This window comes from Rhodococcus sp. NFXS4, from assembly GCF_058139645.1.
This window is the reverse complement of sequence record NZ_CP192221.1, coordinates 1,188,124-1,211,553: the sequence shown is the minus strand read 5'-3', so window position 1 is coordinate 1,211,553 and position 23,430 is coordinate 1,188,124. Positions and strand designations below refer to the sequence as shown.

At 69.7% G+C, this 23,430-nt stretch carries 17 protein-coding genes; 10 read left to right on the top strand and 7 right to left on the bottom strand.

Translation table 11 applies throughout. The features are described from left to right. Nucleotides 1–138 precede the first annotated feature (138 nt). The 3 genes from J4E04_RS05570 (at nt 139) to J4E04_RS05560 (ending at nt 3,477) form a co-directional block, all read left to right on the top strand. The gene (locus tag J4E04_RS05570; protein WP_027504945.1) at nt 139–1,146 is read left to right on the top strand and encodes a daunorubicin resistance protein DrrA family ABC transporter ATP-binding protein; all 1,008 of its coding nucleotides are present in this window, start codon (nt 139–141) and stop codon (nt 1,144–1,146) included. Next, nucleotides 1,143–1,946 (top strand): ABC transporter permease, encoded by an 804-nt coding sequence (locus tag J4E04_RS05565; protein ID WP_027504944.1) that lies wholly within the window; start codon nt 1,143–1,145, stop codon nt 1,944–1,946. Before J4E04_RS05570 ends, J4E04_RS05565 begins: the two co-directional genes overlap by 4 nt. A 73-nt stretch (nt 1,947–2,019) precedes the next feature. Then, nucleotides 2,020–3,477 carry a DUF2079 domain-containing protein gene (locus J4E04_RS05560; RefSeq protein WP_490150115.1) on the top strand — a complete coding sequence of 486 codons (1,458 nt, stop codon included), beginning with the start codon at nt 2,020–2,022 and terminating at the stop codon, nt 3,475–3,477. A gap of 4 nt (nt 3,478–3,481) precedes the next feature. Here the strand turns inward: J4E04_RS05560 and J4E04_RS05555 are convergent, their stop codons facing one another. From J4E04_RS05555 to recC, 5 genes are all read right to left on the bottom strand, one after another. Further along, on the bottom strand, nt 3,482–4,420 hold the full coding sequence (locus tag J4E04_RS05555; protein WP_490150114.1) for a hypothetical protein: 939 nt from the start codon (nt 4,418–4,420) through the stop codon (nt 3,482–3,484). 46 nt (nt 4,421–4,466) lie between these two features. Further along, nucleotides 4,467–5,912, bottom strand: coding sequence for a DUF8176 domain-containing protein (locus J4E04_RS05550; protein WP_490150113.1), 1,446 nt, complete (start codon nt 5,910–5,912; stop codon nt 4,467–4,469). Nucleotides 5,913–6,115: 203 nt separating this feature from the next. Continuing rightward, nucleotides 6,116–7,993 (bottom strand): exodeoxyribonuclease V subunit alpha, encoded by a 1,878-nt coding sequence (recD, locus tag J4E04_RS05545; protein ID WP_490150112.1) that lies wholly within the window; start codon nt 7,991–7,993, stop codon nt 6,116–6,118. Then, nucleotides 7,990–11,304, bottom strand: a complete 3,315-nt coding sequence (locus J4E04_RS05540; RefSeq protein ID WP_490150111.1) for a UvrD-helicase domain-containing protein — start codon at nt 11,302–11,304, stop codon at nt 7,990–7,992. Before J4E04_RS05540 ends, recD begins: the two co-directional genes overlap by 4 nt. Nucleotides 11,305–11,387: 83 nt before the next feature. Further along, nucleotides 11,388–14,723 (bottom strand): exodeoxyribonuclease V subunit gamma, encoded by a 3,336-nt coding sequence (gene recC / locus J4E04_RS05535; protein WP_490150110.1) that lies wholly within the window; start codon nt 14,721–14,723, stop codon nt 11,388–11,390. 157 nt (nt 14,724–14,880) lie between these two features. Here recC and J4E04_RS05530 point away from each other — a divergent pair, with 157 nt between their 5' ends. Genes J4E04_RS05530 through J4E04_RS05520 form a run of 3 tightly spaced genes read left to right on the top strand, consistent with a single transcriptional unit; the run spans nt 14,881 to nt 18,696 of the window. Continuing rightward, nucleotides 14,881–16,278: an aspartate ammonia-lyase gene (locus J4E04_RS05530; protein ID WP_027504938.1), complete on the top strand. Its 1,398-nt coding sequence runs from the start codon at nt 14,881–14,883 to the stop codon at nt 16,276–16,278. A 7-nt stretch (nt 16,279–16,285) separates the two neighbouring features. Continuing rightward, the gene (locus J4E04_RS05525; protein ID WP_490150109.1) at nt 16,286–17,749 is read left to right on the top strand and encodes an amino acid permease; all 1,464 of its coding nucleotides are present in this window, start codon (nt 16,286–16,288) and stop codon (nt 17,747–17,749) included. Beyond that, entirely contained in the window at nt 17,746–18,696 is a 951-nt protein-coding gene (locus tag J4E04_RS05520; RefSeq protein ID WP_490150108.1) for an asparaginase, read from the top strand. The genes J4E04_RS05525 and J4E04_RS05520 overlap by 4 nt, the downstream gene beginning before the upstream one ends. Here the strand turns inward: J4E04_RS05520 and J4E04_RS05515 are convergent. Beyond that, nucleotides 18,680–19,234 carry a helix-turn-helix domain-containing protein gene (locus J4E04_RS05515; RefSeq protein ID WP_056448549.1) on the bottom strand — a complete coding sequence of 185 codons (555 nt, stop codon included), beginning with the start codon at nt 19,232–19,234 and terminating at the stop codon, nt 18,680–18,682. The two genes, J4E04_RS05520 and J4E04_RS05515, sit on opposite strands and share 17 nt — an antisense overlap. 74 nt (nt 19,235–19,308) lie before the next feature. Here J4E04_RS05515 and J4E04_RS05510 point away from each other — a divergent pair, with 74 nt between their 5' ends. The 3 genes from J4E04_RS05510 to J4E04_RS05500 all read left to right on the top strand — a co-directional run bounded on the left by J4E04_RS05510 (nt 19,309) and on the right by J4E04_RS05500 (nt 21,888). After that, nucleotides 19,309–20,031, top strand: a complete 723-nt coding sequence (locus J4E04_RS05510) for an AzlC family ABC transporter permease (RefSeq protein WP_490150107.1) — start codon at nt 19,309–19,311, stop codon at nt 20,029–20,031. Then, nucleotides 20,028–20,339: an AzlD domain-containing protein gene (locus tag J4E04_RS05505; protein WP_222632771.1), complete on the top strand. Its 312-nt coding sequence runs from the start codon at nt 20,028–20,030 to the stop codon at nt 20,337–20,339. The genes J4E04_RS05510 and J4E04_RS05505 overlap by 4 nt, the downstream gene beginning before the upstream one ends. A gap of 187 nt (nt 20,340–20,526) precedes the next feature. Beyond that, a complete protein-coding gene (locus tag J4E04_RS05500; protein ID WP_490150106.1) occupies nt 20,527–21,888 on the top strand; it encodes a dicarboxylate/amino acid:cation symporter in 1,362 nt (453 codons plus the stop codon). On the opposite strand, the gene J4E04_RS05495 is transcribed toward J4E04_RS05500, so the two are convergent. Beyond that, complete coding sequence (locus J4E04_RS05495; RefSeq protein ID WP_222651226.1) at nt 21,885–22,334, bottom strand: hypothetical protein; 450 nt, start codon at nt 22,332–22,334, stop codon at nt 21,885–21,887. The genes J4E04_RS05500 and J4E04_RS05495 overlap by 4 nt on opposite strands. 36 nt (nt 22,335–22,370) lie before the next feature. Between J4E04_RS05495 and J4E04_RS05490 the strand changes: the two genes are divergently transcribed. Then, nucleotides 22,371–23,408 (top strand): GTP pyrophosphokinase, encoded by a 1,038-nt coding sequence (locus J4E04_RS05490; RefSeq protein WP_490150105.1) that lies wholly within the window; start codon nt 22,371–22,373, stop codon nt 23,406–23,408. Nucleotides 23,409–23,430 lie beyond the last annotated feature (22 nt).

Below are 23,430 nucleotides of genomic sequence, written 5' to 3'. Positions count from 1 at the left end.
CACCTGCACAGGGAGTAGCCGATGCGGGCTCCGCGGAAACCCGACCGTGTCGTACCTGCCTGCTGTGATGAGTTCCGACGCTCGGCCGAGTCACACCCGACGGGCGCATCGTCGTGTCACGTCCGGAAGGGAAGTCTCATGGCCTCACGCAGTTCGGGTGCCACCGCCATCAGCGCGGTCGGCCTCGTCAAACGGTACGGGGGCGTCGACGCACTCGACGGTCTCGATCTCGAGGTGCCCGAGGGCACGGTCATGGCACTGCTCGGGCCCAACGGAGCCGGGAAGACCACCACCATCCGCGTGCTCACCACACTGCTGCGGGCCGACGCCGGCACCGCACGGGTGGCGGGCCTCGACGTCGTCGCCGACGCGGCGGAACTCCGCTCACGCATCGGCGTCTCGGGGCAGTACTCCGCGGTGGACGAGTATCTGACGGGCTTCGAGAACCTCGACATGGTCGGCCGGCTGTACCACCTCGGGAAGAAGCGCAGCCGTGATCGGGCACGTGAACTGCTCGAACGGTTCGACCTCGTCGAGGCGGCCGACCGGCCGGTCAAGGGCTACTCGGGTGGGATGCGCCGACGCCTGGACCTGGCGGGCGCCCTCGTCGCCGATCCACCGGTCCTCTTCCTCGACGAGCCCACCACCGGGCTCGATCCTCGCGCCCGCCTCGAGCTGTGGTCGGTGATCGAGGAACTGGTGCAGGGCGGGACGACCCTGCTCCTCACCACCCAGTACCTCGAGGAAGCGGACCAGCTGGCCGACGAGATCGCGGTGATCGATCGTGGTCGCGTCATCGAGCGCGGCACCGCCGACGAACTGAAGTCGCGAGTGGGCGGAGCCAGGCTGGAGTTCGCCTTCGACACGGACGGCGATCTGACGACGGCGCAGGGCGTCATGGAGCGTTTCGCACCGGGTCAGGTCACCTCCGATGCCGCGTCCCGGCGGCTCACGGTCGGTGCGGACGACGGGACCACCACGTTCGTCGACGCGCTGGTCCTGCTCCGCGAGAACGGCGTCACCCCTGCCGACGCCTCGCTGGGCAAGCCCAGCCTCGACGACGTCTTCCTCACTCTCACCGGCCAGACGTCGACCCGGCCCGACGCGGCCGATCAGCAGCCCAGCGGACAGGAGACGGCCCGATGAACTCACCCACCACGGCGCTGAGCGACGGCGCGACCATCGCCCGACGCAACCTCATCAAGATCAAGCGCGTCCCCGACCTCATCGTCTTCACGCTGCTGTCGCCGATCATGTTCGTCCTGGTCTTCGCGTACATCTTCGGGTCGGCCATCGAGATCCCCGGCATGTCCTACCGCGAGTTCCTCATCGCCGGCATCTTCGCGCAGACCGTCATCTTCGGGTCCACGTGGACCGGCCTCGGGCTCGCGGAGGACATGCAGAAGGGCATCATCGACCGCTTCCGCTCCCTGCCCATGGCTCCGTCCGCGGTGCTCGTCGGACGGACCAGCAGCGACATCGTCATCAACGTCATCAGCCTGGTCGTGATGTCCCTGACCGGTCTGCTGGTCGGCTGGCGCATCCGGTCGTCGTTCTGGGAGGCCGCGGCGGGATTCGGGCTGCTGCTGCTCTTCGCCTACGCACTGTCCTGGGTGATGGCGGTGATCGGACTGTGGATCCGGACGCCCGAGGTGTTCAACAACGCCAGCTTCATCGTCATCTTCCCGCTGACGTTCATCGCCAACACGTTCGTGCAGAGTCAGGATCTGCCCGGGATCCTGCAACCCATCGCCGAGTGGAATCCTGTCTCCGCCATCACGCAGGCGAGCCGGGTGCTGTTCGGGAACACGAACCCGACGATGCCGCCTCCGGACGCGTGGCCACTCCAACACCCGGTGCTCGCGACGGTGGGATGGTCGATCCTCATCCTGATCGTCTTCGTACCGTTCGCCATCCATCGCTACACCAAGGCGGTGAGCCGCTGACGTGCTGAGCCGGGGCGGCCGCACCTCGCGTTCACAGCCTGATCACACGAAGTTCGTGTAGAAATTATCTCCTGTGACGGCAACCAGACCTTCTGCGGAGACTGCAGCGGCCGCCCCGTCCGGCGGGGCGCGCCGACCGCAGGAGATGCTGCGTCGCGCCCGCCGCGCGGATATCGCGGTCCCGGCGATCGCCTTCCTCCTGCTGACCCCGCTCTACAGCGCACTGTCCGTCGTCGGTCAGCACCAGCTGCGCACCTCCGGTTTCGACCTCGGCATCTTCGTGGAGCAGATCGCCTCCTACGCACGCCTCGACGCGCCGACGTCGGATCTGCTGGGCACGGGCTACAACACGCTCGGTGATCACTTCTCTCCAATCACCGCACTGCTCGCGCCCTTCTACCGACTCGCCCCTGTCCCCGAGACCCTGCTGATCGCCCAGGGCGTCCTGTTCGCCGTGGGTGTCGTGCCCCTCTCCCGGTGGGCGTGCCGCAGCCTCGGCACCGTCGCGGGCATCGTGGTGGCCCTCGGCTACGGACTGTCGTGGGGCCTGCAGTCGGCACTGAACTTCGACTTCCACGAGATCGCCTTCGGCGTCCCGATGCTGGCCTTCGCCATGGCAGCGCTCGGCCAGGGGCACTGGCGTGCCGCGGTGGCGTGGACGCTCCCGCTCGTCTTCGTCAAGGAGGACATGGGGCTCACCGTCATCGTGATCGGCGCCCTGATCGCCTGGTGGACCACGGGTCGCACACGGATTCTGGGCCTGGCGACGGCCGCGTGGGGCGCGGCGTGGATCGTGCTGGCCATCACGGTGGTCATACCGCTGCTGAGCGCCGACGACGCCTACGGTCAGGGTTCGAAACTTCCGCCCCTCGGTGAGGGCATCGCCGACACGACACACGGTCTCGTCAGCGGGGACTCGCGTGCCGCGACCGTGCTACTGCTGTTGGCCGTCACCGGCTTCGCAGCACTGCGGTCACCGTTGACGCTGGTGGCAGTACCCACCGTCGCATGGCGGTTCCTCAGCGACAACACCAATTTCTGGAAGCCGATCTTCCATTACAACGCGATCCTCATGCCGATCCTGTTCGCCGCGTTGATCGATGCACTCATTCGCGGTCGGCGCGACATGCACCTGTCACCGCGTGCCCAGAGAGTGGTGCTCGCCGCCGTCGCCGCCGTCGCTCTGGTCGCGCTGCCCTTCCAGCCGCTGGCTCGGCTCGCCGACGCCGACGGGTGGCGCGTCGACCCGCAGGTGACCACCGCGAGAGCCGTGTCGGCATCCATACCGCCAGGGGACCGCGTGTCGGCCTCCAACAACCTGGTCCCGCAGTTCGTGTCCGACCAACCCGTCTCGGTGTTCCCGCAGCGGGAGACCGATTCCACGACACCGGACTGGATCGTCGTGAACATCGGCCGGCCCGCCGGGTGGCCCAAGGACGAGTCGGGCGACAACACGGCGATCAGTGCAGCTCTCGCGGACGGTTACTCGGTCGTCTCCGACGTGAACGGCATTCTCGTACTTCGTCGGTGACGGGTCAGCGTCCGGGAACGGGATTCGTCCAACCCGGGTCGGGTGCCGCGTGTCGACCTTCTCCGGACCGCTGCACCGACTGCGGCGCGGTGTCGCTCGCCGACGGCGGAGCCGGGTTGCTCACCGACGGCGGAGCCGGGTTGCTCATCGTCGCAGCTCTCGGCGACGGCTGACGGGGCTCGTCGTCGTCACCGGGAGGCGGCGACGGAGGATCGATCGGGTCGCGATCCGGATCGGGGCCGGTGTGCGGCCCATGACCACCGGACTGCACCTGGGGAGTGGCGGGGAGCGGCGCGGGGCCGGGACCCGGTGTCGGGTCGGGGCGCGACGGTGCGGGGTCCGGCTCGGGAACCGGTGCCGGCGCGGCAGGTGCCGTGACGGCCGGCGTCGGCGCGGGAGCCTCCTCGACCTCGACGACGTCGGCGACGTCGTCGACCACCGGAGCCGGGGCCGTCGCGGGGGGCGGCGGTGCCGTGTCGACCGGCGGCGCGACCGGCTCGGGTGCCGTGACCGCCGGGGCGGGCGGCGTGACGCCGGGGATCTCGAACGGAAGCGGCGGAAGCTGGAAGACGAACGGCGCCGGCGCCGGCGCGGTGCCGTTCTGCACGGCCGCGGCCTGGTCCTCTCGCCGCTCCCTCCGCTCGTCGGCTTCCTGCGCCGCGAGGTCGTCGGCTGCCTGCTTCGCTTCCTTCTCCTGGCGTTCGCGTTCCGCGTCCTCTGCCGCGCGCTCCTTCTGCGACAACTCGTCGCGACGCCTGCTCTCGGCGACCTTCTCCGCCGCCGTGTTCGGTTCGTCGTTCACCGATGTCGGGGCAGCGGACGCCGCGGGAGCGACGAGGACGGACGCGCAGGTCACCAGCCCCCAGGCACCCACGGCCATCGCACTCACGGCCAGACCGGATCCCACTGTGCGTCGGCGGCGTACGGGCGCGCGGTGCGTCATCGTGTGTCTCTCTCGAGTAGTGGCGGGAGGAGGGCCGGAAGACGGGTCACGGAGCGGGACAGACGCCGGTGCAGTCGATCTTGCGGACGATGGCGAAGCCGTCGTCGTCCTCCCGCACCGTGAACTGCTGGTCGTACCGGAACTCCCGGCCGTCCGGAACCGTGAGTGTCAGGACGGCGTCGAAGACGAGCGGGTCGGAGGTGGGCGCCACGTCGATGCGGTGCCGTATCGCCGGGTTCACCGCGTCGATAGATCGCTGCAGATCGGCCACCGTGGCGTCCACACCGGCCGTGTCGGACAGATCCCAGAGCGCTGCGGCCGCTGCGGCGTCGCGATCTCGGTAGTACAGATCGTCGTAGCGCACGATCACGGCGGGACCACTCGCGCGGGCAGCATCGATCGGCGGCGGCGCCGCCGACGCGGTCTGATCGGCCGCGTCCGCACCGACACCCGCGGTGGCGACCGGGACTGGTGCGGAATCCGCGGGGGCGCGCTGCATCATGACGGCGGTGCCGAGTCCTCCCGCGACGAGAAGGGCACCGAGGGCGGCGAGGGCGGGAAGTCGCCCGCTGCGACGACTCGGCCGGGTGTCGGCAGAGCGCGCGCGCAGTGTCGCCGTCGTGCTGTCGAAGGAGGGTGTGTGGTCGTCGGCGTGCAGACCCGGGTGCGCGTCGGGAACGATCGGGCGTACCGGCCCGCGCGTCCGCATCACGACGGCGGCGACGTGCGACCAGGCGCGGCGAACGTCCGCATCGGAGTCCGACGTGGACGGCACGTCCAGCACGGTGCGGACGCCCGCATCCCCGAGCACGCGTCGCAGATCCGTGGAGCCGGATCGCGAACCGGCATGTACCGCATCGTGTTTGACGACGACGATGCGGTCCGACCAGGTGTCGCGGCCGCTGCCGCGGAGCGAGTCCATCAGTGCCACGACGCGCAGTGCGGCGGCCTCGGAATGGGGAATCGGGACGACGATCGAGTCCGCGTCGTCGATCATCGCGACGAAGTGCTGCTCGTCGCTGCGGGCGTGCACGACGACGGTCTGCCGGTGGTGCGTCAGGACGGTCAGAACGGCCTCGATGGCGTGCGGGTCCTGCAGCGACGCATCCGCTCCGAGAGCATCGTGCCCTTCGGGCCGGGTGTCGACGTAGTGGGACAGTGCTCGCGGATCGCACTCGGGCGCCACCAGGGCCTCGACGTCCTCGGCGATCTGCGCGGCGGCACCGTGCCCGGTGGCCTCACCGGCCAGATCCCAGGCGATCACGCCCCCCGGCCGACGCTCGCCGACCGCGGCGGACATCCCGGCCAGCGCATCGCTGCCGAGGATCTCGCCGAGACCGATGTCGGCGATCACGATGCGGTGTCGGACGGGGAGAGCGCCGGACAGAACCCGCCGATCCTCGCTCTCGGTGGTCCCGGGGTGCGAGCCGAACAACCCGCGGCGGTGCGGTCGCGGTTCGTGTTCGACGCCCGGGGTGAGGAATGTGGACACTAGGCGAGCTCGTCGTGGCTCGGTGCCGAGGTGGACCGGACGACGGGCAGGTGGTGACGACTCCTCATACCCTGTCCCCCGTCCTGTTTTCACCGCCTGTAACGGTCCCCCCGACCGCAGTCGAGGAGAATATAGCGCACACGCACGACGTGCGGGCAGTGCTCGGAGAACCGACTGCCACGAGACGCCGCGCGCGCGGTGGATCAGGAGTGACCGAAGGGCACCGGCGAGTCGCGACGCAGTCCGCTGGCCCGCAGCACCCGGCGACGGACACCGGCGCGCACCGACTCCTCGCTGCCGATGATGCGCACGGTGCGGCGGGCGCGCGTGATGGCCGTGTACAGCAGTTCCCTCGTCAACAGCGACGACGTCTCGTCCGGGATGACCACCGAGACGGTGTCGTACTGGCTTCCCTGACTGCGGTGAATCGTCATGGCGTACACCGTCTGCACGGCCGACAGCCTGCTGGGATGAACGAGGAACGGAGTCGACCCGCGCGCGAACGCGGCGACCACGCCGCCGTGTCCGTCGTCGACGACCACGCCGGTGTCGCCGTTGTAGATACGGTTGTCGTGGTCGTTCGTCGTCACCAGGAGCGGTTGCCCGAGATACCACTGTGCGGCGTCGAGGAAGGTCGAGGTGTCGGCGCCCACGCGGTCCATCGCCCACCGTGCCCAGTGATCCACACCGGAGGGGCCCTCACGGTGCGCGCACAACAGGCGGTGCCGCTCGAGAGCAGCGAGGGCCGCGGCCGCATCACCGGACGCGGCGGCCGCGGTCACGGCCCGGGCGGTCGAGACCACATCGCGTTCGAGCGACGACACGTCGGACCGCGGACCGAACTCGAGGGCGGGATCGCCCGAGTTCAGCAGGCGCACCACCTCGTCCTCGTCGCCGTCACGCACAGCGACGGCGAGATCGGCGATGACACCGCCGAACCGACGCCCGCGGCTCAGTCGCACGGTGCCCGCGGCGAGTCGGCGCACCTCGCCCGTCGAGAGACTCTTCTCCGACGAGTCCCCCGCCGCCGGGACGGACCCGAGGTCGGCGCCCACCAGGGCGGTGACCACCTCCGGCAACGCCGCCGTCACCGGCCGCGCGACCAGATCGGCCAACACCGCGCCCGCGTCCACCGAGGTCAGCTGGTCGGGATCGCCGACCAGTACGAGCCTGGTGTCGGCGCGGACCGCCTCCATGAGTCGGCTCATCAGCGTGGACGACACCATGGACGTCTCGTCGACGACGACCACGTCGTACGGGAGCCTGTTGTGTGCGTCGTGACGGAACCGACTGCGGCTGCCGGGCTGCCAGCCCAGCAGCCGATGCACCGTCATCGCCGGGATGTCGCCTCGCAGTCCGAGTTCCGGTGCCTGCTCGGCCACCGACTCCTGCAGTCGCGCAGCCGCTTTCCCGGTCGGCGCGGCGAGACCGATCCGTAGACCGGGGCCGTGCACTGCGGTGAGCAGAGCGAGAATGCGCGCGACCGTGTGCGTCTTGCCCGTTCCGGGGCCGCCCGCGATGACGGTGGTCCACCCGGTCACCGCGAGTGCCGCCGCGATGCGCTGCCTGTCGGGCACCTCGGTGCTCGGGAAGTAGGTGGCCAGTCCCTGCCGCACCGCCTCCACGTCGACAGCCGGCGCGTCGAGTGCGCGCGCAGCCAGCACGTCCCGGATCACTTTCTCCTGCAGGTAGTACCGCTGTAGGTAGAGCAACGGGCCGTCCGCGGTGTCCACCACGAGCACCGGTCGCAGCGGACCGCTCTCCCCGCCCAGGACGAGTGAGCTCGCCCGGAGGGCGGCCACGACCGCCGCGTCGTCCGGCCACGGCAGAGCGTCCGTGTCGACCCCGTCGTCGGCCGTGACGTCGCGCAGGCGGGTCAGGTCCAGGCACACCGAGCCGACGCGCACCGCGCGCACGGCGAGTGCCACGGCGAACAGCGCCAGTTCGTCCCGTTCCCCGCCGAGCGCGCCGAGTCGGAGGGCGACGTGCACGTCGGCCGCGGTGAGGACGCCGACGTCGTTGAACGCGCGCAGCACTCCCTTGCCGCGCTGCGCGACAGCGCCCGGGTACGCCGCGGTCACGACCGGACTCCTGCGAGCAGATCGGACAGCGCCGTCACGAGATCGGGGGACGGCGCCCAGGAGAAGACCCCGCGCCCGGGCGGAGTGTCCGGGCCGATCATGCCTCGGACGAAGTGGTACTGCACTCCTCCGAGGTGCACCCGGGGGTCGTATCCCGGTCGACGCCACCGCAGATAGCGATGCAGCGCAACGGAATAGAGCAGTGCCTGCAGCGGATAGTGCGACTCCATCATCTCGCCGGCCATGTCCTCGACCGTGAAGTCGTCGACGGTGAGGTCGCCACTTCTGATGCGATTGGTCTTGTAGTCCACCACCACGTAGCGGGAATCGTCGGACGACCCGACACGCAGGACCGTGTCGACACTGCCGGTGAGGTAGCCCCGGAGCGTCCGGTCGTCGAGTCGACGCATCCGCTGCGGATAGGCCGCGAGCACGTCGTCCGAAGTGAGGTGGTCCGCCACGAGATCGGCGACGGCGTGCACGGTCACGTGCGCCGTCGCGGCGTGGTCACCGCCCGACAACGGGATCTCGAAGTCCATCTCGGCGAGCCTGTTCGACGGGTGGACCTCGGCGAGCGTGCCGGTGCCCGCCGCGCCGAAGTCCAGGGGCGTGCGCAGGACGGCCGTCAGCGCCCGAGAGAGATGATCCGCATCGATGTCGGCACCGTGTGCCGAGACGGCCTCGACACACCGGCGCTGCACCTCTGCAGGCAGATCGTCGACGGAGGTGTCGACGTACTCGAGAATCTCGTGCACCAGGGTGCCGAACGCGGCTCCCGCGGGCAGACCGTTCATGAGCGAGGGGGCCCCCGCGCCCACACCTGCCGCGAACGGGTCCTCCACCGGTTCGTCGCCGAGTATCGGGTCCTCGGATTCGACGACCTCGACCGGCTGATCGTGCGCGCCCGCGGTCAGCGCAGAGTAGGACGTTCGCCGCCACGCGGTGTCCAGCCTCCGGTCGAAGTGCGCGACGGCCAGTGCGCCACCGCTTCTCTCGGACGTCCGCGCGGGCCGGGCCACCACCGTCACGTCCTGCACCGCCTCGACGCCGATCGCGCTGCCGCAGCGCGACTGCAGGGTCGTCGCCGCGGAGGCATCGTCCTGCAGGCGCACCGTCGACTCCGGTTCCGCGATGCCGAGCACTCTGCCGAAGAGCAGTCGATGCAACGGGGACGCCGCCGTGATCGCCGTCGGTGCCCACCACAGCACCAGACGGCACTGCGCGCGGGTCAGAGCGACGTAGAGGAGGCGCATCTCCTCGCCCGCCGCCTCCTCGTCGTGGCGCTGCTTGCGTTCGCGGTACCCCGGAGTGGAGGACCCACCGACGTCGCGCACACGCGCACCCTCGTCATCGTGGAAGAGCAGGGTGTCCGGATCGAACGATCCGGCGGCACCCCACGCGAACGGGACGTACACGATCGGGAACTCCAACCCCTTCATCGCGTGCACCGTGGCCACCTGCACGGCCTCGGCATCGCTGTCGAGCCGTCGGCTGCGGTCGGCCACAGCGCCGCTCGTGGGGTCCTGGATCCGGTCGGCCAGCCAGCGGGTCAACGAGGTCACCCCGTGTCCGCCCTCGAGCGACTCGCGCTGGACGAGTTGCGCGACGTGCCGCAGGTCCGTCAGATCGCGTTCACCGGATTCGGTTGCCAGCAGACGTTTCTGGAGCTCGGTGGATCCGGTGAGATTCTCGACCATCGCCGCGAAGCCCACCCCCGTGACGAGCGCGGACCACTCGCGGCAGCGCGCACTCAGTGCGGAGGTCGCGGCGTCGCCACCCTCGTCGAGGCTGCGAGCAGACCATCCGAGCAACGGTGTGAGCGCGGCGCGCCGCACGACGTCGGCACGGTGCGGTTGCTCCAGTGCCTGCAGGAGCAGCAGCCAGTGCACCGCGGACTCGGTGGCGAACACCGACGAGCCGCCGTACAGCACGGACGGCACGCCGGCGCGCTCGAGAGCGGACCGCACCTGCTCGGCCTGTCTGCCCGACCGGACGAGCACGGCGATGTCTCCGGGAGCGACAGGCCGCGGCGACGCGCCGTCGACCGTCAGCGTCGCGTCGCCGTCGAGAAGCGCGACGATGTCCTGCGCGACGTCGTCGGCGATACGCAGTCGAACCTTCTCGGTGGCCGGGAGGCCCTTGTTGTTCAGCGGACCGGAGCCCGTTCGACCGAACACGCGCAGGCGCACTGGAGGCAGCGGGTCCCGCGTCGTGGCGGCCAGCAGCCGAGGTTCCCGGTGCGATGCCGTCACCGGAGTGACGACGATGTCGGGATGTCCCAGTGCGGCACCCTCGTACAGGTGCGCGAGCGAGCCGATCACGGCCGCGTCGCTCCGCCAGTTGGTGGTGAGTGCCAGATGCCGGTCCGCCACCGCGACCGCGTCGAGGTAGCTGAGCACCTCGGCGCCGCGGAACGCATAGATGGCCTGCTTGGGATCACCGACGAGAACCAGGGTGCAGTGCCCGTGGAACGCCCTCCGCAGGATGGACCACTGCAGTGGGTCGGTGTCCTGGAACTCGTCGACGAGCACCACCGTGAACTTCTCGCGGACACGCGCGCACGCGGCCGAGCCGTGCGTCTCGTCCGACAGCACGCCGTGCAGGAGTTCGAGGAGGTCGTCGAAGTCACGGACCCCGAGCCGCCGCTTCCGGCGCTCGGTCTCCTCCCGCGCCTCGCGGGCCACCGCGACCCGCTGACCGGCCGCCGTGTCGTCGGGAGCGTCCGGACTGAGCACGGCCCGCCGGTCCGAGACCGCGGCCCGGGCCACCGTGCGCGCCTGCGCGACGGTCAGTGGCGGCGAACCGACCTCTGCGCTGTAGCGACGCAGATACAGGTCGTCGACCACGTCGTCGACGAGATCGTCCACGGACTCGACGAAGGTCGCGTCCGGTTCCCGCTCACCCGCGATCCCGAGTCCGTCGAGCATGCGTTGGCAGAAGCTGTGCGTCGTGGCGATAGTCCCGGCGTCGAACTCCGACAGCGCCGTCAGCAGCCGAGTGCGCCGCAGCACCACCTCGTCGTCGTCGACGTCGGCGAGCAGTGCGATCAGCTCGTCACCGCCCGTACGGGCCGCCGACGGATCCGCCAGGGCGGCCGCGACCTCGGCGAAGCGTGCACGCGTGCGTTCGCGTAGCTCGCGCGTCGCGCCCTTGCTGAACGTCACCAGCAGTACGCCCGCGATGTCGGTGACGCCCTCGGCGACGTAGCGGGCGGCGAGGCCCACGATGGCGTAGGTCTTGCCCGTGCCGGCGCTCGCCTCGAGCACGGTAGTGCCCAGCGGGAGCGGCCCGGTCAGATCGAACGTGCTCATCGCTGCTCCATACCTTCGGGAGCGCTCATCGCTGCTCCATACCTTCGGGAGCGCTCATCGCTGCTCCATACCTTCGGGAGCGCTCATCGCTGCTCCATGCTCTCGTGGGTGAGCAACGGCTGCCACACTCGTCGCGCGAGCACACCGAAGCGCGTGCCGTCGGCCGACCACGCCACCTCGTCGGCGGCCGGAGGAATCGCTGTCCACTGCCCGAAGTCGACTCCGCTTCCGTGCACCAGAAGTACCGCCGGCTCCGTGACGTCGCCGAACCGATCCGAGAACTGCTGAGCTGCCGCCGCGAGGGCCATCTCCTCGCTGCTTCCCCGAACGACTCTGGTGGCGTACGCCTCCCCGGACTTCAGCGCCAGGGGCAGTGGCTCGCGCAGACCGCGGTCACGCAGGTCCGCCAGCTCTGCCAGAACCGCGCGGGCGTCCTCGGGTGTCGTGAGGGTCGACCGCGACACGGGCCGTGAGGACCGACCCCGCGCGGTGGTGACCGCCGTCCACCCGTCCGAGCCGCTCTGCGCCGCGACCGCCAGCAGGTGGATCCAGGCCTCCAGTCGCCGCTTCGGTGCCATCCTCGAATAGGACGTGCGCGCCACGGTGGTGCCGTGCACCCCGGGAACGGTGCCGGTGAGCCGCCGCCCCCCGTCCAGATCCACGACGACGTCCACACTCTCCGGCGGCCCGACGTGGATCTCGGCCGCCGCGTCGGCGATGGGCACCACGTCGTTCTCGATCTGCTCGAGCAGGCGCGCACCCTGGGCGAAGGGCGGCAGCGTTCCGCGGCGCCATTCCGCGGCCCGGAAGTCGGCCAGTTCCACACCGGTCAGGAGCGCCGACAGCATGCGCTCTCCGATGTCCCAGGCCGACAGCGCGTCCAGCTCCACGGCGAGGGCGTCGACGACGTCGTCGTCCCGCCCCGACAGACCCACCTTCAATCGCTGCCGCACGAACGCGGTGACGGGGCTCTGCACGAACGCCACCAGCTCCGCCAACGCCACGTCCGCGGAGTCACGCGCTGGAAGCGGACCGTCGAGGAACGGCTGCCGCGGCACGAAGGGAGCGCTCGCCGCCACCGCGCCCGCGAGCGCGGCACTGTCGAACCCGGCGGGAGCGCTGCCGTTGAAGATCGACGGATCGAACGGCTGCAGCGGGTGCCGCGTGACCGCGCGGTTGTTCTCGACCCCCGCCGTGGCCGCCACGACCTCGATGACCTCGGACAACGGGATGGCGGGAGGTTCGTGGGCACCCGACACCGGATTCGCCCCGGTGTGGAAGAGAACCAGTTTCTCGCCGGCCGACATGAGGGCGTCGAGCAGCAGCTGACGGTCCTCGCTGCGGATGTCACGCTCGCCGATCAGCGCACCGCGTGCGAGGACGTCGTCGCCGTCGAGGTGGCCGGCGCGCGGGAAGACGTCGTCGTCGAGCCCGAGCAACACCACCACCCTGTGCGGCACCGACCGCATCGGGACCATGGTGCACACCGTCAGTTCTCCGGTGCGGAAGTTCGATCGCGTCGGGCGCCCGGCCAGGCGATCGCGCAACATCGACCGGATGTCGGCGAGCTGCAGGGAGATGTCGTCACCGTGTTCCAGCGCGGCGGACAGTTCCCGCAGCGCGTCGACCCGATGTCGGACGTCTGCCGGCCCGACCTCGGTGAGCAGGTCGATCGCTCGGATCAGGCTCGCGCGCCACGTCCGGACCGGATGCTCGCCCCGCATACCGCGCAACACGACAGAGACCCGGTCGACCAGTTCTGCGTACCGACCGGCGAGATCGATGTCGTTCCCGTCGACGTCGTCCACGGGAAGAGCCAGGCCCAGCCAGTCCCCCGTGGTCTCGTCGGCAGCGGCGCCGAGCAGCAGTCGGTCCATGGCCGCGGTGAACGTGTTCTGACGAAAGTCGCCCAGACCGAACAACTCTCGCTGCACAGAGTCGATGCCCCAACGCGCACCGGACACCCGTGTCCACTCGGCGAGCCGTTCGAGATCGTCGTCGGAGAAGCGGAACCGGGTCCGCACAGCCTCGGACGCAGCGAGATCGAGCATCTGCGACGCGGTGACGCGGTCCCCTGCCATCTCGATCATCGCCGCGATCACGTCGAGCACGGGATTGGTGCGCCGGAGCCCCCGATCCGCCAGCCGCACGCGGAGTCCGCGCGCCGGGTGCGCCGAGGGATCGCCCACCGCGCCCTCGTTCCCGAAGGCCGCTCGCACGAGCGGAGCGAAGGTGTCCACGTCCGGGCACATGATCAGGACGTCGCGCGGTTCGAGCGTCGGATCGTCCTGGAAGAGGTGCAGCAAGGTGTCGCGCAGCACGTCGACCTGCCGGGCGGGGCCGTGGCAGGCGTGGATCTGCACGCTGTCGTCCATCCCCGGGACGTCGGGCGCGGCCGGGGCGCGGTCGGCCACGATGTCGTTCTGCATCCGCCTCAGGACCGTCGTCGACGCCTCGACACGCCGCGCGTCGGACCGCTCCGGATCGGGGAGATGGCGGTCCGCATCGGCCGTCGGTTCGAGAAGCGGTTGCAACTCGCGCACGTCGCGGCCGAGGCTCACCAGCAGGGGATGACCCGCCGTCGACACCGGCGGCGCGTCGACACGCCGCACCGACCCGGCGCCCGCACGCCGGGACGTCGCAGCCCACGAGACCGGGCTGGGGTGTGGCAGCCACAGATGGACGTCGCGGTGATCGGCCACCGCCCGCAGCACGCGTCGCTGCAGGGTGGTGAGACGGGTCGCCCCGAACAGGGACAGGCGCGACGGAAGATCGAGCACCGACCCGTCCTCGGCGAGGGCGTCGCAGACCGGGTCCAGTCTCTCCGCGGGGCTGGGCACCCCGATGCGCTCCCGCACCCGGCGCCACAGCTCCGCCTGCCACAGGAGATCCGGCGCGAGCGGGGCACCGGCGCCGTCCGTGTCGGCACCGGCCGCCCAGTCGACGATCATCGAGGGCCGTTGTGCGGCATACGAACGGAAGAGCCCGGACACGTGGGACGCGGTGGACCAGCGTCGACCACGGCGGTGATCGTCGGGCGCCGCCGCCGCACCGCCGATGCTCCGGGAGAGAACCGAGCACCAGGGTTCGGTCGAACACTCGTCGATCACGCGTAGGACAGTCCACAGCAACGGGTCCGCGGCCCACGGATCCGAGTCGGCGTCCACGCCCGTCACCACGGCCAGGACGTCGTCGACCAGGCGGCCGGGCGACGGGAAGTCGATGTTCGCCGCGATGCCGTCCGACACTCCTGCCGCCCCCAACGAGAGGGAGAGCCGTTGTCGGAGCCACCGCTCCACGCCCTTCGCCGGGACCGCGACGACGTCTGCGGCGAAGGTGTCGGCGAGGGGCTCGGCGAGCAGCGTCGCGAGACCGGTGGCCAACGTGCTCGCGCGTTCGGCGCGGTGGAGCTCGAGCACGTGGCCCTCCTGGAACGTCGTGGTGTCCCACCGACCGTGAGGTCCGGTGTCGACCCGACCGTAGCGCCCGGCTCCGACAGATCACCGTTGACATCCACTGTGCCGTGGTTCACACTCAACCTGTCAGACAGCCTGACAGCAAGCGAAGGAGAACGCCGTGGCCGCCACCCGTACCGAGCACGACCTGCTGGGAGAGCGCGAGGTGCCCGCCGACGTGCTGTGGGGCATCCACACTCTGCGCGCCACCGAGAACTTCCCCATCACCGGACGACCGATCTCGTCGAACACCAAGCTGATCCGCGCGCTCGCCGCCGTGAAGTACGCGGCCGCGGCGGCCAACATCGAACTGGGTCTTCTCGACGAGGTGCGCGGCGACGCGATCCTGCAGGCCGCCCGCGAGATCCTGGACGGCCGGTGGCACGACCAGTTCGTCGTCGACGTGATCCAGGGCGGCGCAGGCACGTCGACCAACATGAACGCCAACGAGGTGATCGCCAACCGCGCGCTGGTGCTGCTCGGCCACCGTCCCGGCGAGTACGCGCACCTGCACCCCAACGAGCACGTCAACCTCGGCCAGTCGACCAACGACGTCTACCCCACCGCCTGCAACATCGCGACGATCCTCGCGGTGGCCGACCTGTCCGAGTCGATGCGCATCCTGCAGGACGCCTTCCGCGCGAAGGCAGAGGAGTTCCGCGCCATCGTCAAGATGGGCAGGACCCAGTTGCAGGACGCCGTGCCGATGACACTGGGCCAGGAGTTCGGCACGTTCGCCGTCATGATCGACGAGGACCGCGCCCGCCTCGAGGAGGCGTCACTGTTGGTGCACGAGATCAACATCGGCGCCACCGCGATCGGCACCGGACTCAACGCCGCCCCCGGCTACCGCGAGGCAGCGGTCCGGCACCTCCGCGAGATCACCGCACTCCCCCTCGTCAGCGCGACGGATCTCGTCGAGGCCACGCAGGACGTCGGTCAGTTCGTGCATCTCTCGGGAGTACTCAAGCGGTGCGCCGTGAAGCTGTCGAAGGTGTGCAACGACCTTCGACTCCTCTCCTCGGGACCGCGTGCAGGGTTCGGCGAGATCGACCTGCCCGCAGTACAGGCGGGCTCGTCGATCATGCCCGGCAAGGTCAACCCCGTCATCCCCGAGGTGCTCAACCAGGTGGCCTTCCAGGTCATCGGCCAGGACGTCACCATCACGATGGCGGCCGAGGCAGGTCAGCTGCAGCTCAACGCCTTCGAGCCCATCATCATGGAGTCGCTCACCTCCGGCATGACGCACCTGGGTGCGGCCTGCCGGACGCTCGCGGACAAGTGCGTCGTGGGGATCACCGCGCACGAGGCCCACCTGCGAGACAGCGTCGAACACTCCATCGGACTGGTCACGGCACTCAACCCGCACATCGGGTACCAGGCCGCGACCGAGATCGCCAAGGAGGCACTCGAGAGCGGACGTGGAGTCGCGGAGCTGGTGCTCGAACGCGGCCTCCTGACAGCGACACGTCTCGAAGAACTGCTCCGCCCCGAACATCTCGCGAACCTCCAGAACTGAGGACCCGATGACCACGACCACCGATCAGCACGGCGCCGACGACGCCCTCCACGCCGCCGAGAACGACGGCTATCACAAAGGCCTGAAAACGCGGCAGGTCCAGATGATCGCCATCGGCGGCGCCATCGGAACCGGCCTCTTCATGGGTGCAGGTGGGCGTCTCGCGCAGGCCGGCCCGGCACTCGTCATCGCGTACGCGGTGTGCGGGTTCTTCGCTTTCCTCATCCTTCGGGCGCTCGGCGAACTGGTGCTGCACCGGCCCACGTCCGGGTCCTTCGTGTCCTACGCTCGCGAGTTCTTCGGGGAGAAGGCCGCCTTCGTCTCCGGGTGGCTGTACTGGCTCAACTGGTCGATGACCGCCGTCGTCGACGTGACCGCGGTGGCGTTGTACATGAACTTCTTCGGCCGCTACTGGGACCCGATCGCGTCGGTACCGCAGTGGGTCTTCGCCCTCGCTGCACTGCTGCTGGTTCTGTCGCTGAACCTGGTGTCGGTCAGGGTCTTCGGCGAGCTGGAGTTCTGGTTCGCCCTGATCAAGGTGCTCGCCCTGGTGGCGTTCCTGTGCATCGGCCTCTATCTCCTCGTCAAGGGGACACCGAACCAGGAGCAGGGCCTGTCGATGATCGCCGACAACGGCGGGCTGATCCCCAACGGTCTGCTGCCCGCCGTCGTCATCATCCAGGGCGTCGTGTTCGCCTACGCCTCCATCGAGCTGGTCGGCACCGCCGCGGGCGAGACGCCGAACCCCGAGAAGGTCATTCCGAAGGCGATCAACACCGTCATCATCCGCATCGCGGTCTTCTACGTCGGGTCCGTGCTGCTGCTGTCGCTCCTGCTGCCCTACTCCGCCTACCGCGCGGGTGAGAGCCCGTTCGTCACGTTCTTCGGCTCGATCGGAGTCGAGGGCGCGGACACCGCCATGAACCTCATCGTCCTGACGGCGGCGCTGTCCTCGCTCAATGCCGGGCTCTACTCGACCGGTCGCATCCTCCGATCGATGGCCGCGGCGGGCAGCGCGCCGCGCTTCGCGATGAAGATGAGCAAGGCCGGCGTGCCCTACGGCGGGATCCTGCTCACGGCAGCGGTTACCCTGCTCGGAGTGGTGCTGAACGCGGTGGTGCCCGAGCAGGCGTTCGAGATCGTGCTCAATCTCGCCGCGCTCGGCATCGTCAGCGCCTGGGCCATGATCGTGTTGTGCCAGCTCAAGCTCTGGCACCTGTCGAAGGAGGGCGTGGTGACGCGGCCGTCCTTCCGGTTGTTCGGCGCCCCGTACACCGGCATCGCCACCCTCGTCTTCCTGGTGGTCGTCCTGGTCCTGATGGGCTTCGACTACCCGATCGGCACCTGGACGCTCGCCTCCCTCCTGGTCATCGTTCCCGCGCTGGTCATCGGCTGGCACGCAGCGCGCCCGGGCATCGAGCGGCTCGCCCGCGAGCGCGCCCGTGCGGGAGGGGGAACGGTCGCCCGATGAGTTCACCCGCACTGCCGACGGTCGTCGTCCTGACCACCGGCGGAACCATCGCCAGCCGCGTAGGCCCCGACGGTGTCAGCACCACGGGCCGTCACGCCCACGACGTCCTGGTGGATGCCGGACTCCGCGTGGGAGTCCGGGTCCGAGTCACCGACGTCCTGTGCGTCGACAGTGCCGCGATGTCGCTCCTCGACATGGACACCGTCCGCGGCGCCGTCACCGAGGCGCTGCGTGACGACGCGGTGAGCGGTGTCGTCGTCCTGCACGGCACCGACTCCCTCGAGGAGACGGCGATGCTGATCGATCTCTCCCACACCGACGTTCGCCCCGTCGTGATCACCGGCGCCCAACGCACCGCGGACCACGTCGAGAGCGACGGCCCGCACAACGTCGAGTCGGCGCTCCGCGTGGCCGCCGATCCCGAGCGACGGGGCCACGGTGTACTCGTCGCCTTCGGCCCGCGCGTTCTCCGGGCCCGCGGGGTACGGAAATCGCACACGACCGCGCTCGATGCCTACTCCGGAACGCCGGCGGTGGACCCGGTTCCGCGGGAGACGCTGCCGGACAGTTCGATCGACGGGATCCGGGTCGACGTGGTCGCGCTCTACCCGGGTGTCGACGGACTCGTCATCGACGCCCTGCGGTCCGCCCGCACCGACGGGATCGTGCTGCAGGCGATGGGCGCGGGCAATGCGAACGCCGCCGTCGTCGACGCTGTGCGCCGGTGTACCGATGCCGGTGTCCCGGTGATGTTGTCGACGCGGGTGCCGTCCGGCGGTGTCGTCACCACTTACGGCGGCGGCGGAGGGGGCGCCGACCTGGTACGTGCCGGTGCGGTGTCCGCGGGCGACCTCAGTCCCGCCCAGGCGCGAATCCTGCTGTGCGCGTTGCTGAGCAATCGCCTGCCGATCACAGCGGATCTGGCCTCGATCAGTACTGCTCGGTGACCATCACCGCAGTCGTCCCGTTCTCGAGTGCCTCGAACACGTGGGGCACGTCGCCGGGGTAGGACAGGTAGTCCCCCGGCCCCAGCTCCTCGGTCGCGTCCACCGGCCCGCACACCGCCCGGCCGGACGACACCACCACGTGTTCGATCACCCCGTGCATGTGCGGATCGGACAGCCGGGGCGTCCCCACCTCGGCGGCGAGCAGGTACAGGTCGCGGCGCGCGGTCGGTGGGCAGGACGACAGCAGTGTCGCGGTGTAGTCCGACGACTCCGCGGCGATCGACGGACCCTCACCGCGTCGTACCAGGCGGACCTCCTGCCGCGGCGGTTCCACCAGGCGCGCGAAGGGCACGTTCAGCGTCACGCTCAGAGCCCACAGCGTCTCGACGCTGGGATTGCCCGTTCCCGACTCTAGCTGGGAGAGGGTCGACTTCGCGATACCCGCGCGCCGGGCCACCTCGGCGAGAGACAGGCCCGTACGTCGACGCTCCCGGACGAGCGACGCGGCGATCGCGGCGATGGGTGCGCTGTCGGACATGACTGCATGATGCCACAGTGTTCGTCTCACACTCCCCTTGTTCGCCTTGACGAACGGCACCGCGACCGTTCACGATGAGCACCATGCGTTCGATATGGCGAACACCCCTGTGGCTCACGCTCCGGGACGACCCCGACGTGGCGGTGCGGGACATTGCCGTGGTGTGCCTGGCCGACGCCCTGGTCGGTGCCTCGCTCGGTGCGATCGCCGTCGCCTCCGATCTGCCGTGGTGGCTCCCCTGCCTCCTGTCGATCGCGGTCTTCGCGGGCGCCTCGCAGTTCGTCTTCGTCGGAGTGCTCACCGGCGGCGGCAGCGTTCTGGCGGCCGTCTCCAGCGCACTCCTCATCAACGGCAGACTGCTTCCCCTCAGCTTCTCGGTGGCACCGCTGCTCGGTGACCGACCCGCCGCACGACTGCTCGGGGCCCATCTGGTCACCGACGAGTCGGTCGCCTTCTCGATGGCCTCGACCACCAGGCGGGGCAGGACCCTCTCGTTCTGGTTCTGCGGCGCGTTCCTCTTCCTCGCGTGGAATCTGGGCGTGCTGGCCGGTGTGGGCCTCGGCGCCGGCGTGGAGAGCGCGGAGTCGCTCGGACTCGACGCCGCCTTTCCTGCCGTCCTGCTCGCACTCGTGATGCCCTCCCTGCGCGATCGCGTGACACGCATCGCCGCGGGTGTCGGCGCCGTGGTCGCCGTCGCCGCTGGGGTCGTGGTGCCCGCCGGCGTCTCCGTGGTACTCGCCCTGATCGCCGTCATGCCGTTCGTGCTCCGACACGGGCGTAGGAACGACGCCTCGTGAGCACCGGGGCCATTCTCGCGGGTGTCGCCGCACTCGCCGTCGGCACGTTCGCGTTCCGCCTGATCGGGATCGCGCTGCGCGGGCGCCGGGAACTGTCCGCGCCGGCCGAGAAGTCGATGACCACGGCGGTCGCCGTCGTGTTCGTCGCCCTCGTCGCGACCTCGACGTTTCCCCGTGACGCGGGCCTCGCACTCCCCGCCGGGGTCCTCGTCGCCGCTGTTCTCGCCTGGCGCAGAGCGCCTTTCGTGCTCGTGGTCGTCGCCGCAGCGGCAGTCACCGCGGGCCTGCGCTGGCTCGGCGTCAGCTGACCCGGGCACGGGCGTAGCATCGTCCGAGTGCCCTTGCTCCTGACCTCGCGTCGCTACGTCGACCTTCGCCTGCAGGCCAGCGCCATCTGTCGATAGACCGTGTTCCTCCCCGGTCCACTTGTCCACCGCGCACCCTTTTTCTCGGCCGTTGTTCTCGGCCGCCCCAGCATTCTCGGAAGGCACCACCATGTCCGCGCCCAGCGCTGCCCCCACCCGTCGACTGCCGCACTGGCTCACGTCGTTCGGGCCCCAGATCGTCGCCGGGTTGATCCTCGGCGTCATTGTCGGACTGATCGCCCGATCCATGCCCGACGCCGCCGACGGCAACCCCAACTGGCTCGTCGAGACGGTGTCGACCATCGGATCGAGCTACGTCAAACTGCTCACCGTCGCCGTGGTGCCCCTCGTGTTCACGGCCATCGTCAGCTCCATCGCCAACCTGCGCGCCGTCACCAACGCGGCACGCCTGGCGGGCCAGACCCTGCTCTGGTTCGCGATCACCGCGTTCATCGCCGTGATCGTCGGCATCATCATCGGGCTTGTCGCGCAACCGGGTTCGCGCACCGGCGTCTCGCCAGATCTCGGGAAGGAACCGTCGAGCACAGGGTCGTGGTGGTCGTTCCTCACCGGCCTCGTCCCCAACAACTTCCTGGCGCTCGGCGCCCGCACCAGCGAGACCGAGGGTGCGCTGAGCACCACACTGAACTTCAACATCCTGCAGCTGCTCGTCGTCGCCGCGGCGATCGGTATCGCCGCGCTGAAGGTGGGCAAGGCGGCCGAGCCGTTCCTGACGTTCAACGCCTCTCTGCTCGCGATCGTGCAGAAGGTGCTGTGGTGGATCATCCGGTTGGCCCCCATCGGTACGGCGGCGCTCATCGCCAACGCCGTCGCCACGTACGGCTGGGACGCGATCGGCTCGCTGGGTGTCTTCACGGTCTCGGTGTACTTCGGACTCGCCATCGTGTTCTTCGTCGTCTACCCGATCATTGTTCGGGCGCACGGTCTCTCGATCCGCAACTTCTACTCGGGCGTGTGGCCCGCGACGCAGCTCGGCTTCGTCTCCCGCTCGTCCATCGGCACCCTGCCGCTGACCCAGCGCGTCACCGAGCGCAATCTCGGTGTGCCCCGCGAGTACGCGTCGTTCGCGGTTCCGCTCGGCGCCACCACCAAGATGGACGGCTGCGCGGCCATCTACCCGGCCATCGCCGCGATCTTCGTCGCCCAGTTCTACGGCGTCGATCTCACGATCACCGACTATCTGCTCATCGTGGTCGTCTCCGTGATCGGTTCCGCGGCGACGGCGGGCACCACCGGTGCCACGGTCATGCTGACCCTGACGCTGTCCACGCTCGGCCTGCCGCTCGCCGGTGTCGGTCTGCTGCTCGCGGTCGAGCCGATCGTCGACATGGGTCGCACCGCCGTCAACGTCACCGGCCAGGCGCTGATCCCGGCCATCGTCGCCAAGCGCGAAGGCATCCTGGACCAGGAGCGGTTCGACGCCCCGCGCAACGGCGACCCGTTCGTCGACGACGTGGAGCTCGCGCGCTAACTCACGAACAGCGGCCCGCGCACGAAACCCACGATCAACACCAGTAGTCCGCCGATCTCGGTGGCCGCGAGCGCATACATGAACGCATGCGTTCCCGGCACCGGGCGGACGAACTGGTTGTCGGTGTCGCGCAGGAATCCGTGCACCACGTAGCTGACGATCGCAGCGACGAAGAAGAAGACGACAGCCCCCGACGCGACCAGATTCACCCACGTCGGCCACGCGCCGAAGTGCACCAGCGGCACCAGGACCAGAGTCGCGAACGAGTACATCAGCGCCGCCCGGTGAGCGATGTCCACGTACGGATGCGCCTGCCCGTTCTCGGACGTCGCCATCTGGCGGAATTTCCATACGCCGAGGATCAACGCGGCCAGCAGGATCAGTGCGGACGCCAGGATCAGGAGCGTCGCGTCCCAGTCGACCACGCGGTACGTACGGAGCGTCACGCGAGCATTCGATCATGGTGAGGCAGAATCCCCACCATGCGCCCCACGTCGTCCCCACCCTCACCGTCAGGGCTGCACAGCTCCGTCGAGGAGTACCGCGCGCGGTGGGATCACTTCGCCGCGGCCACGGCAGCGCTGTCGGCCGCCGTCGAGACGTTCGTCTCCGAGGCGGACATCGACATCGACGCCGTCGAGGCACGTACCAAGTCCGTGGAGTCCGCTGCCGGCAAGTTCGCCCGCCTCCGTGAGGACGGGTCGCTCGAGTTCAGCGATCCGCTCGCCGAGGTTACCGATCTCGTCGGGATCCGCGTCATCACATATCTGACGTCGGACATCGACCGCGTCGCGGACGCCATCTCGAAGCACTTCGTGCTGCTCAAGACCATCGACAAGTCGTCCCTCGCCCAGGAGTCCGGCGTGTTCGGCTATGCCGGACGGCACCTCATCCTCAGTGCGGACGGCGACCGCGTCCCGGCGGGATGCGAGCAGTTCACCGGCCTCGGCTTCGAGGTGCAGATCCGCACCGTGCTGCAGCACGCCTGGGCGGAGATCGAGCACGACATCCGGTTCAAGAACTCCCGCACGCAGGGTTCGCCGACCATCGACCGAGCGTTCACGCTCGCGGCGGGGCTGATCGAACTTGCGGACGCCCAGTTCGAACTCGCCGATCGGCACCACAAGGAGAAGATCACGGAACTGCGCGCGGCCGATGCCGCACGCGGGATGGATCTCCAGCTCACCGCCGATCAGCTGCGCACCATCGTCACCGACCTCCTTCCCGACTACACCCCCAGTCGGAGCGGTCACTACGAGTGGCTGCTGACTCTCGTCAACGCGAACGGGATCACGACGGGCGCGGAACTCGAGGAGGCCCTCGACCCCGCACGAGTCGAGTACGTGACGGCGGCCATGGACTACCAGTACCGCCCCGGTCAGGTGCGGATGGTGGACGACCTCCTGCTGGACCGCTTCGGCGAGGCCCACATCGCGCGCACCTCCTCGCTCACCACCGAGCGTGACCGTCCGGGCAAGCTGCGCTACCGACTGAGCAAGTTGCAGGGCCAGTCCGGCTGACGGGTGTCCGCTCGGTCTGGTA

What these genes read in the sequence shown, in the direction of transcription:
- J4E04_RS05570 (WP_027504945.1), top strand. Translation starts at nt 139, where the DNA reads ATGGCCTCACGCAGTTCGGGTGCCACCGCCATCAGCGCGGTCGGCCTC.
- J4E04_RS05565 (WP_027504944.1), top strand. Translation starts at nt 1,143, where the DNA reads ATGAACTCACCCACCACGGCGCTGAGCGACGGCGCGACCATCGCCCGA.
- J4E04_RS05555 (WP_490150114.1), bottom strand. Translation starts at nt 4,420, where the DNA reads ATGACGCACCGCGCGCCCGTACGCCGCCGACGCACAGTGGGATCCGGT.
- J4E04_RS05540 (WP_490150111.1), bottom strand. Translation starts at nt 11,304, where the DNA reads ATGAGCACGTTCGATCTGACCGGGCCGCTCCCGCTGGGCACTACCGTG.
- J4E04_RS05525 (WP_490150109.1), top strand. Translation starts at nt 16,286, where the DNA reads ATGACCACGACCACCGATCAGCACGGCGCCGACGACGCCCTCCACGCC.
- J4E04_RS05520 (WP_490150108.1), top strand. Translation starts at nt 17,746, where the DNA reads ATGAGTTCACCCGCACTGCCGACGGTCGTCGTCCTGACCACCGGCGGA.
- J4E04_RS05515 (WP_056448549.1), bottom strand. Translation starts at nt 19,234, where the DNA reads ATGTCCGACAGCGCACCCATCGCCGCGATCGCCGCGTCGCTCGTCCGG.
- J4E04_RS05510 (WP_490150107.1), top strand. Translation starts at nt 19,309, where the DNA reads ATGAGCACCATGCGTTCGATATGGCGAACACCCCTGTGGCTCACGCTC.
- J4E04_RS05500 (WP_490150106.1), top strand. Translation starts at nt 20,527, where the DNA reads ATGTCCGCGCCCAGCGCTGCCCCCACCCGTCGACTGCCGCACTGGCTC.
- J4E04_RS05490 (WP_490150105.1), top strand. Translation starts at nt 22,371, where the DNA reads ATGCGCCCCACGTCGTCCCCACCCTCACCGTCAGGGCTGCACAGCTCC.